This is a genomic window from Stieleria sp., from assembly GCF_041595215.1.
GTDB classification, from domain to species: domain Bacteria; phylum Planctomycetota; class Planctomycetia; order Pirellulales; family Pirellulaceae; genus Stieleria; species Stieleria magnilauensis.
On record NZ_JBFHKV010000260.1, the window covers coordinates 1 to 8913 of the forward strand.

An 8913-nucleotide genomic window follows, 5' to 3' on the forward strand; every position below is an offset into this window, starting at 1 on the left:
AACAACCAGCTGAAGAACCTGACGCGTTCGTATCTGGCGTCGGTCAGTTTCGTCGACAGCCAAGTGGGACGTATCTTGGATCAGTTGGACGCCTCCGGTTTGGCCGACAACACGATCGTCGTGTTGTGGAGTGATCACGGATATCACATGGGCGAAAAAGCGATCTCGGGAAAGAACAGTCTGTGGCGTCACAGCACTCGCGTTCCGTTGATCATCTCGGTGCCTGACGGATTGACCGCGTTCGACGTCCCCGAAGCGGCCAAGTGTAATCAGCCGGCCGAGTTGCTCGACCTGTACGCGACGCTTTCTCAATTGACCGGATTGCCGATCCCCGAAGGGCAGCAAGGGCTCAGTTTGGTGCCGCAGCTCGTCAATCCCGACCAGCCCCGCGAGCGCCCCGCCATTTGCACCCACAACGCCGGCAACCACTCGGTCTGTGACACCCGCTGGCGCTACGTGGTCTACGCCGACGGTGCCGAAGAACTGTACGACACCGTCGCCGATCCGTTTGAGTACACCAACCTGTTGGCCCAAAGTGACCTCAGCGAACAGCAGTCGGCGCGATACCGAAAAGTGATCGACCGTCTGAGTGCGTATTTGCCTGAACAGGAAGCCCCCTTGGCCCCTGGCAGCGCGGCACGCATCCTTGAAAAACGGGCCGACGGTTTCTACTGGGAAAACAAAAAGATCGTGCCCGAAGACAAGTTGAATTGATTCGGGGTGGGCGGGATATCTTTGTTAGCGGCAGGGCGCGAGCCCTCCGGTCTTTCAAGCTGACACCGGACGGCTCGCGCCGTTCCGCGATCACTTCGACTCTTACTGAGTTACTACAGCGCCGCGGTATACGCAAACGCCAACGCACCGATCACGGGAGACTCGTCACCACAGCTCGAAAATTCCAGGCAATCCAGGTCCCTGAATCCATCGAGCGCGTATTCCTGATACGCTTCTTCGGCGATCCGCTTGTAACGCGTTTTGACGTCGGCAGACAGGTCGCAGACGCCGCCGCCGATGATCAGCAAATCAAAGTCGCCGACGTAATTGAGGTCCAGCAGCGTGATCCCGAGGGCACGGGCTTGGTCATCAAACAATTCCATCGCCAAGGGGTCACCTTGGGATGCCAGTCCCCGCAAGGATTTGGCTTTGTCGCGCGTCGATCCGGCAACCGACTGCAGCGGATGGTCAGCCCATTGCGGCAGCGTCAACCGATACTCCAACTGGTGCGTCAATCCGGTCAGCGAGATCGCCGACTCGGCGGTGCACATGGCGTTGCCGACGCGCAGTTGTTGGTCATGTTCGTAGCGAAAGGCGTACGGAGGAAGCAGCAGGTGTCCCGCATGCCCGGCTCGTCCTTCTTTTCCACGCACCACGCGGCCGTCTTGGACTTGTCCGCCGCCCAGTCCCGTGCCGACGATCAACATGAACAGCGAGGATAGCGGCTTGAGGCCGGCGGCCATCGGTCCGACGCGGTCCCAGGTCACCGCACCGCTGCGAATCGAATACTCACCGTACGCCGCTGCCTGGCCATCGCCGATGTAATGAACCGATGCGCGGGCAGACCACTGGCGAATCTGTTCTTCCAGGGTGGATCGAAAGGGGAATCCGTTCCACAACGCGGGGTCCAAGTTGGGCGTATTGCGGAGCACGCCGTCCAGCGTCGCCGGTCCCGGAGTCGCCAATCCCACATCAATGATGTCGGCGGTCGTTCCGCCGATCGCGGTCAGACTCGTTTCGATCTGATTCAAGATGGCTTGGGAGGTGGACTGCGGGCCAGACGCTGTTAGCGACTCAAATTGCTCCGATACCACGACGACCTCGCGTGCATCATTTCCGATTGCGATCGTCGTTGTCGTGCCACCAACATCAATGCCGATACGATACTTCACTGCTTCGGTGTCCGTTTGCAAAGGCCAGCGTCGTGGCTTGGACGGGAAAAATACCCCGTCCTCACCCGGCGTGTCATTCCGAGGAGACTTCTGCCGGTCGATTTTCAAGCATCCCGGCGGAAGGATGATCGGCAAGCATAGACGTTTATGCGAAAGTTTCCAAACCCATTGGCTAAAACGCCCGATCGTGGTCTCGGACCATCGCCGATGGGTGTGCGTTTTATTTCGTTTCGTTGAAGAAGATCACCAGATTCTTCGTCTGCCGTGCCGCGGCGACCAGGTCAACCTTGCCGTCGCCGTTCAAGTCGCCGGCCTTCAGGTCTTCGACGGCGATCCGTTCACCGGAGATCCGAGTCGGACGCCATTCGGTTCCCTCGTCGTTGGTCGGCGTAAACATCATGATTCCCGGCACGCCCGGCTCATTCATCGCCCGCCAGCCGACGACGATCTGATCGGACCCGACGCCCAGGTAATCGGCGACCGCCAGTGCATGTCCGTCTTTGAGTTCATCGCTCAGCACCGGAAGCGGAGTCCAAAGGTCTCCCTTTTGATCCGGCTGGCGGTACGCGGCACAGCGTTGACCATGCTTGGGCTCGACGGTGGCGATAAACCGTTGGCCGCCGGGAAGGCGACCGTCGCGAATCTCCCCGGCAAACTGGTCGGTCAGCTGAGTCGACTTCCAGCCGTCACGCTGCCGGTCGAAGTGCCAAACGCCTTCTTTGGCCGCGATGATCAGTTCCTCTTCGACATCGTCGTCCCAATTGACCGGATGAAAGTTGTGTGAAAGGTGCAGGAAATCGCAGACAACATCGTAACGCCAAGGAGCGTCGGGATCCTCGGGCTTGGAATAGGCCAGCACCTTCAACCCCGGCCCGTCTCCGTCAACGCTGCCCTTGCCACGCAAGGGTTTGACCACCAATTGGTACTCGTTGTTCGTTCCGCGGACCCAGTGCATGCGGTGGGTGCTCGGCTCGTTGTGCAGCTTGACCGCTCGCCACATTTCCGTTCGTTCTTGCGGCGGAACAAGGTAGAACACGGCGCCGTCTTTGACGCTTTCGCGATAATTCCATTGACCGCCGACTGCGATTTCACACTTGCCATCGCCGTCGATGTCGCGTGCGGTCACGCACACGTTGTCGCGTTGGGTCAGGTCCCGTGCGATCACGTGTTTCGTCCAACTGGGGTTCTCGTACCACTGGATCGTGTTCTTGTCGGCCAGCACGATGTCGGTTTTTTCGTCGCCGTTGACGTCGGCCAATTGGATGCCGTAGCCGATTTGGATTTGGTCGATCTCCACCGCCTTCCAGGAAAACTCTGGTATCGGCTCGGCAAACGCTGTCGACTCGGCAAGCATTGTCGACGCAATCAGGCAGGAGACGGCGAGCGAGAATTTCCACATGACGGATGTTCCTGATCGAATGAAACGCGAGCGGTGCACGGACCGCATCATAACAATATTTCTGCAATAATTGGTTCGCGATTCTCCTTCCAATCCATCCCCCATCGAAACCTGCCCTATCGGACTCACCATGAACCACCTTCGAATCAGGCCAGCGTTGCTCGTCGCGGCCGCTTGTTTGGCGTGGTGCCTGACAGGCTCAGCCATCTGCCCTGCCATCTGCTCAGGCGCCGAACGGCCGAACGTCTTGTTTCTGATTTGCGACGACTTGAATTGCGACATCGGTTGTTATGGGCACGACCAAGTGAAAACGCCGCACATCGATGCGTTGGCCGCACGCGGAGTCCGCTTCACCAATGCGCATTGCCAATATCCACTTTGTGGCCCCAGCCGAGCCTCGTTCATGACGGGCTGGTACCCGGACCAAACGCTGATCCATCGAAACGCGATCCATCTTCGCGAACGCGCTCCCAACGTGAACACGCTGTCACAGCATTTTCGCGACGCCGACTACTTCGCCACACGGATCGGAAAGATTTATCACTACAACGTTCCGCTGCACATCGGCACCGGTGGCCATGACGATCCTTATTCGTGGAACGAAACCATCAATCCACGCGGTCGCGACGTGATCGATCAAGACCAAGTGATCACCTTGCGACCGGGGCAATACGGCGGGACGCTCAGCTGGCTTGCGGCCGAAGGCACCGATGCCGAACAGACCGATGGCATCGCGGCGGCCGAAACGATCAAACGATTGAAACGGTACGCCCAAACCGGCGAAAATTTCTTCTTGGCCGTCGGATTGTATCGTCCCCACACGCCCTACGTCGCGCCCAAGAAATACTTCGACCTGTACCCGATCGATCAGATTGAGGTGCCGACCGTGCCGAAGGGTTATTTGGAAACGATCCCCAAGCCTGCGGCAAAGTCGTTGAGTCGGAAAAAGGAACAACTCAACCTGGACCCCAGCGTTGCCAGACAAGCGATTCAAGCCTACTACGCATCGATCTCCTTTGCCGACGCACAATTGGGATCGATACTCGACGCGCTCCGGCAAACCGGACTCGACGACAACACCATCGTCCTGTTCACCTCCGACCACGGTTATCACATGGGCGAACATGGCCACTACCAAAAGACGACGTTGTTTGAAAACGCCACGCACGTCCCCTTGGTGATCGCCGGACCCGGCGTCCATGTCGGAGGCGTTGCCGAGACGATGGCGGAAATGGTCGACTTCTACCCGACGCTGTCCGAACTGGCCGGACTGCCGGTTCCCCCGTCGATTTCCGGTGTCAGCCTAGTGCCGGCGCTCCGAGATCCCAGCGAGATCGTCCGTGAATCAGCTTTCACCCAATACGACATCGGCTATAGCATTCGAACGCCGGATTTTCGCTACACCAGTTGGGGAAACGATGGCAGCGAGGGTGTCGAGCTGTACGACGTGTCAAAGGACCCTGCCGAGATGAACAACGTGGCCGACGATCCGTCGTACGAAACGCAACGCCGTCGCCTGGCAGCACACTTGCGCGACCGAATCGAACAAGCGGGTGCTGTTCCCGCGGGCAGCCGACGCGTCCAGGTGCAGTTCGATCGCCAGCTCCGGTCAAAGAACTGAGTCGCTGCTCGGCGGTTCGAATCCGGGTTCCTGAGTCACCAGCCATTGATGGAGGTGACCGGCTAGGCTTTCACCGACTTGCTGTTCGTCGCCCGTGACCACATGAGCACCGGCGGACAGAAAGTCGTCGGTGTGAACTTCATAGCGGGACCGAACGATCACGTGAACGAACGGGGCGTTGCGGCGGACATGCTTCAGGATCGTCATCGCCGATTGGTGATGGGGGACGGTGATGACAATGGTTTTGCATTCGTTCAGCCGTGCGTGTTCGAGCACGTCACTCTGTGTGGCATCGCCGATCTCCGCGTGAAAGCCCAACTGCTGGGCTTTACGGACCCCGACTTGATTCAATTCGACGACCGTGACCCGCAGGCCTTTGTCCACCAGCGGCCGCGCCGCGATCTGGCCGGCCGGGCCGAATCCGATGATCGCAACATCGGGCGGCGGTGTGCGTTCGCTGGTTTCGTCCGAGACCTGCCGCTGTGCGCCGGTCAGGTTGGCCACCCAATTTCCTAAACGCGGTGCCGCCGGCACCAGGAACGCGCTGAAGAAGAACGAAACGATCGACGCGGAGACGACTAACGCATAAGTGTCTTCGCTGACCACCCCGCTCGTGCGACCGATACTTCCCAGCACGAAGGCGAACTCACCGACCTGGGCCAAACACAGCCCCGTTGCGACGGACACGCGAGTCGTTTGTCCCAACAGGGCAAAGATCACCCAGATCACCAGCATCTTTCCGATGACCAAGGCGAAGACGACCATTGCAACGATGTGACCGTTCGTCACGATCCAAATCGGGTCGGCCACCATCCCGGCGGCGCCGAAGAACAACGTCAACAAGACGACTTGCAAGGGAGAGATGTCGGCGCGAATCTGCGTGGCGAATGCGGAGCTGCCCAACAACATGCCCGCCACAAACGCTCCCAGCGCCGGCGAGATCCCGGCCGCGTGGGAAGCCCAGGCGGCGCCCAAGCCGGTCACGACGGCGAAGATCACCGTCAATTCGCGATTGCGGTGCAAGGTCAACGTGCCCAGCGTCAACACTGCGATCTTGGTCAACAGCATCAAGCCGACAATCAATCCGCCCGCCATCAACAGCAGACGGCCGATGTTCCAAAGGACCTCGTTGGCACTGCCCTCCCCGCCCATGATCGTCATCAACAAGGCCAACGGCACCACCGCGATATCCTGGGTCAGCAACACGCCCAAACAGTTCCGGCCATGCGGCATCTCCACTTCACCGCGTTCGGACAAAATCCTCAGCACCACCGCCGTGCTGCTGAGCGCGACCATCGCACCAAACGCGACCGATTCTTTGCCACCCAAACCAAACAGGCGAGCACCGGCAAACGCCAACGCGATCGTTAGCACGACCTGAGAGGCTCCACCGATCAGCGGCTTCGTACCCAGCTTCTTCAGCCGCTGGACCGAAAACTCCAGCCCCAAACTGAAGAGCAGCAGCGCGACCCCCAATTCCGCGATCGCCTCGATCTCATGTTCCGAACCGACCGCGTGAAGGCTTCCCGGTCCGCCCAGCATCATGCCCGCGAATAGGTAACCGACAATCGGACTCTGCCCGAATCGCGAGAACACGCCGCCGACCATCAGGGATGCCCCCAACAGCACCACGATGTCTCGAAGAATCGTCCAGAGTTCCATAAGTCCTTCCGTGTCGGACAAAAGTGACGGGGATCAGGCAGAATCAGACTCAAATGTGGCGGCCATCGAAATCTTTGTCATCACAGCCGGCCGCGGTTTCCAGAGTAGCGGTGGGGTCCGCCGCCTTGAACCCGCCCTATCGTCACGTCAAAACCCGCAACCAAATCACCGTCTGGCCGCTCGCGTTTCGACGACCCAAGGGAACCTTGTTTCCACCACACCGCAGGGACAGTTGATCGGCCCCCGTCGTGTTGTCGCCACCGCTGTAATGCTTCCCGCTGGGGTGCCAGCAGTTTTATCGGTCTGGCCATCCGTGAGCCCAGTATTTGTCTCATCGCCCCGCAAGGCAAAGCATGGGCTTGTTCCGTCCGACAGACGCAACCCTCATTTCAAATCCGGACAGAACACTACGGCAGCATCGCAACGCGTCGCGCTTTCCAATACGCCGCCAGGTGATAGACGATGCCGCAGCTGGAATTGTGCAAGTAGTCGGTTTGCAGAATCAGGCGTTCCAAATGCTGCTGTTGCGCCGCGTCGATCGAGGCGTCGTGCACCATCATCGGAATCAGTGCCGACTCGCCGGCTTCGCGGAACAGATGCCAAATCTCGCGATACGGTCCCCATTGCGGATTGGGGTAGCCGGCTTGATTGATCCACTCCTTGACCTGCCGCCAATCGGGGCCGAGCATCTGCAGCTGTTGCTCGCTTTTACCGGCGATGGATTGCATGACATGGTCGAGTCGGGGGGCGGCGAGCGAGCTGACGTGTTCCATCGTGTGATGGATCTCGGCTTTCAATTCACTGTCGGGTTCCAGTTCGTAGAGCACTTCCAACGAACACTGCATTTGCAACAGCGCGTAGGCCGCGTTGTGTTTGGATGGCGCCGCGGATTGCTTCACTGCCTCGGCGACATACTGACGCCACAATTGGCGGTAACGCGGCTCGCCCGTCGTCTCCCAGGCGGCGGCATAGATCATCGGCAACCGGGCGGCCTCGTGTGCTTGAACCTTCCACATCCGACAGATGCCCAGCGGGCAACGCGAACCATCGGCCCGGCAGAAGTCGTAGTTGTTTTCCGCGGTGACGAACTCGATCATCCGCTCGGCCACCGCCGCCAAGATGTCGCGAATCTCGACCTTGGTCGCCTCGTCGACCAGCGGGCTGCGGTAGTACTTCCAGAGCCCATGGACGAAGTGAGTGTATTGGTCTCGAGACGAATTGATGTAGACGCTTTTGCGGTCTTCCGGGCAAACATTTCGGGCGATGAATCCCGGCACGCCGTGTACCGTCGCGCAGCGACGCATCCCGGCGAACACTTCGGCCGCCCGCCCGCGCAGGTTCGCTTCCCCCGTGACGGCAAACCGATCGCACAGCGTGCTCAGCATCGCACCACCGAGAATCATGCCGTCTTCCATCCCCGTGCTGTAGCCGCAGGGATTGGGGTATTGTCGGGCGACCTCTTCCGCCGTCGGCAGATGCGACAATTCCTTGCCCGGTTCGTAACTGCTCAGGTAATCCATGAACGTTTGCGAATCGGGCTGGAAGAACCGGTCCCAGACGACCGTCCAGGCTTGGTCGATTTTGATTTCCACGGTCACCGCGGATTCCGCGGCACCGAGTGCAGTCGGAACGGTCACGGACAGCAGGGTCAGCAAGACAACGGTTTTCATTTCACAAAACAAGACGGATGCCGAAAGCGGGACGAGCGGAAGGGCGGAGGGGGCCGAGGCGACGATTGCGTGGGGGATCCCCCCCGAAAATGCCGTGAATGGCGCGGCCGCGGCGAGTGCTGGTGATTTTTCGTAGAATTGGGGCGTCGTAAAGGGTGGTGCCGACAGACTATCCTGTATCGTCGCGTCAGGAGCCGTTTGACCGTCATATTTGGATCTCCCCCCCACCGGGAACGCCACTGTCGTCCATTGAATCTGGGCGACAGGGGTGGGGACGTCCGATGGAGACCGACGGTCGACCGATCTTTATTTCGTCGATCGTCCCATGGATCGGGAAGGGACACTGGCAGGATGCCAGGGCTGTTCGACAAAACGTTTTCACGCGTTGGTTTGGTTCGTGGATTTTAAGCAATTTTTTGGCAGCGTCGTTCCCCCAACGGATCACTACGTGGCGATTCTCCGGCATTGGGCCGAGCATCGCAGCGATTCGGTGGCGTTCCGTTTCACAGACGTCGAGACACACGACACCTCGCTCACCTACGATGAGCTGTGGGAGGAAGTCCGCGCGCTGGCGGGGTACCTTCAAGGCAAGTGTCGGATTCGACCGGGCGATCGGGTCTTGTTGTTGTACCCGCCCGGTCTGGATTTCATCGTCGGTTTCTTCGCCTGTCATGC

General features: G+C 59.5%; 7 protein-coding genes. 3 read left to right on the plus strand and 4 right to left on the minus strand.

Annotation, left to right across the window (positions count from 1 at the left end; all coding sequences use genetic code 11):
* A partial coding sequence (locus ABX749_RS12170; RefSeq protein WP_372896222.1) for a sulfatase-like hydrolase/transferase occupies positions 1-714 on the plus strand: 714 nt, incomplete at its 5' end.
* A gap of 113 nt (positions 715-827) precedes the next feature.
* On the opposite strand, the gene ABX749_RS12175 is transcribed toward ABX749_RS12170, so the two are convergent.
* Both ABX749_RS12175 and ABX749_RS12180 read right to left on the minus strand, forming a co-directional pair.
* Entirely contained in the window at positions 828-1886 is a 1059-nt protein-coding gene (locus ABX749_RS12175; RefSeq protein WP_372896223.1) for an ROK family protein, read from the minus strand.
* A gap of 220 nt (positions 1887-2106) precedes the next feature.
* Entirely contained in the window at positions 2107-3285 is a 1179-nt protein-coding gene (locus tag ABX749_RS12180) for an FG-GAP repeat domain-containing protein (protein WP_372896224.1), read from the minus strand.
* Between the two features lie 247 nt (positions 3286-3532).
* Between ABX749_RS12180 and ABX749_RS12185 the strand changes: the two genes are divergently transcribed.
* On the plus strand, positions 3533-4906 hold the full coding sequence (locus ABX749_RS12185; RefSeq protein ID WP_372896225.1) for a sulfatase: 1374 nt from the start codon (positions 3533-3535) through the stop codon (positions 4904-4906).
* Here the strand turns inward: ABX749_RS12185 and ABX749_RS12190 are convergent.
* Together ABX749_RS12190 and ABX749_RS12195 are read right to left on the minus strand one after the other, a co-directional pair.
* Positions 4895-6568, minus strand: coding sequence for a cation:proton antiporter (locus ABX749_RS12190; protein ID WP_372896226.1), 1674 nt, complete (start codon positions 6566-6568; stop codon positions 4895-4897). The genes ABX749_RS12185 and ABX749_RS12190 overlap by 12 nt on opposite strands.
* Positions 6569-6975: 407 nt before the next feature.
* Entirely contained in the window at positions 6976-8238 is a 1263-nt protein-coding gene (locus ABX749_RS12195) for a hypothetical protein (protein ID WP_372896227.1), read from the minus strand.
* Between the two features lie 448 nt (positions 8239-8686).
* On the opposite strand from ABX749_RS12195, the gene ABX749_RS12200 reads away from it, so the two are divergent.
* A partial coding sequence (locus ABX749_RS12200) for an AMP-binding protein (protein ID WP_372896228.1) occupies positions 8687-8913 on the plus strand: 227 nt, incomplete at its 3' end.

Bases quoted from the DNA above. Each gene is read 5' to 3' on its own strand.
- ABX749_RS12180 (WP_372896224.1), bottom strand. From the start codon at position 3,285: ATGTGGAAATTCTCGCTCGCCGTCTCCTGCCTGATTGCGTCGACAATG.
- ABX749_RS12190 (WP_372896226.1), bottom strand. From the start codon at position 6,568: ATGGAACTCTGGACGATTCTTCGAGACATCGTGGTGCTGTTGGGGGCA.
- ABX749_RS12195 (WP_372896227.1), bottom strand. From the start codon at position 8,238: ATGAAAACCGTTGTCTTGCTGACCCTGCTGTCCGTGACCGTTCCGACT.